This window comes from Actinoplanes palleronii (assembly GCF_016862315.1).
Classification (GTDB): Bacteria; Actinomycetota; Actinomycetes; order Mycobacteriales; family Micromonosporaceae; genus Actinoplanes; species Actinoplanes palleronii.
In genome coordinates this window covers 1-1185 of sequence record NZ_BOMS01000226.1, presented here as the reverse complement: position 1 = coordinate 1185, position 1185 = coordinate 1, and the positions used below count along the sequence as shown (strand labels likewise).

1 protein-coding gene is annotated in these 1185 nt (G+C 65.8%); it reads left to right on the top strand.

Annotated features, from left to right (window positions below):
• Window positions 1-144: 144 nt before the first annotated feature.
• On the top strand, window positions 145-1185 hold the full coding sequence (locus tag Apa02nite_RS50725; RefSeq protein ID WP_203831580.1) for an IS630 family transposase: 1041 nt from the start codon (window positions 145-147) through the stop codon (window positions 1183-1185).

Below are 1185 nucleotides of genomic sequence, written 5' to 3'. Positions count from 1 at the left end.
TAAGCACGTGCGCAAAGGTTCTGCACGTAACGGCCTCAGCTAAGACTCACCCGGCAAGATGGACATAGTCACAGAAAAACCTCGTCGTGGGTTCGGATCAAGTTTCCACACAAGCCCTAAACCCCCGACGAGGTCACCACCAGTATGCGCCCCGCGCACGTCTACGCCCGGATGCCGGCCGAGCAACACACCGAACTGATTACCGCCCTGCACGGGCCCTGGCGTACCGCCACCCGGATCGTGATCGTGGTGCTGTCCGCCGGGGGCATGTCCGCCAGCGAAATCGCCGACCTGCTGCACTACGACCCCACCACCGTCCGCCGCTGGATCGCCCGCTACCAGAGCGAAGGCCTCGCCGGACTCCCCGACCGGCCCCGCAGCGGACGGCCCCGCAAAGGCAGCCGCCGACTCGGCGAACGCATCCACCGGCTCCTCATGATCCCCAGAGCCTGGACCACCGCGAGCCTCTGGCGAACCCTGGGCCGGCCACAGATCAGCCTCTCCACCCTGCGCCGCCGCATCCGGGAACAAGCCCGCTGGTCACGGCCCCGACTGATCGCCAAGAGCGACCCGAACCGCGACCAGATCTGCGCTGACATCCGCCAGCGCATCGCCGCCCTGCCCACCGGATCGGTCGTCCTCGCCGAGGACGAAACTCACCTGGATCTACTACCTCGTATCCGATCCTGCTGGATGCCCGCCGGGATCCGGCACCGGATCCTGACCCCGGGCACGAACCTGCGCCGCACCCTGCACGGCGCCATCAACCTGGCCACCGGCGCCTTCCACCACCACGTCAGCGTCAAGAACGTCTCCGAAGTGTTCTGCTACTTCCTGCAGCAACTGCTCGACGCCTACCCCGAGGCACCCGTCATCGCCGTGATCTGCGACAACGGCAGCACCCACCACAGCAAGATCACCCAGAAATGGCTGGCTGAACACCCTCGCCTGCACGTGATCGAAGGCGCCAGATACAGCCCACAGGACAACCCCGTCGAACGGATCTGGGCGGCCTTGAAACGCACCATCGCCAACACCGCACCCGCGACCATGGCCGACCGAGTCCGTCAAGCACATGCGTTCTTCCAGCACCGCACCGACACCGACAACCTCACCACCGCCGCACCCTGGACCTCACCCTGGCTCCCCGAGGGTTACGGACAACACTTCTCAACAGGCGCTTAG

Excerpts from the sequence above, each read along its gene's own strand:
- Apa02nite_RS50725 (WP_203831580.1), top strand. The coding sequence starts at position 145 with ATGCGCCCCGCGCACGTCTACGCCCGGATGCCGGCCGAGCAACACACC.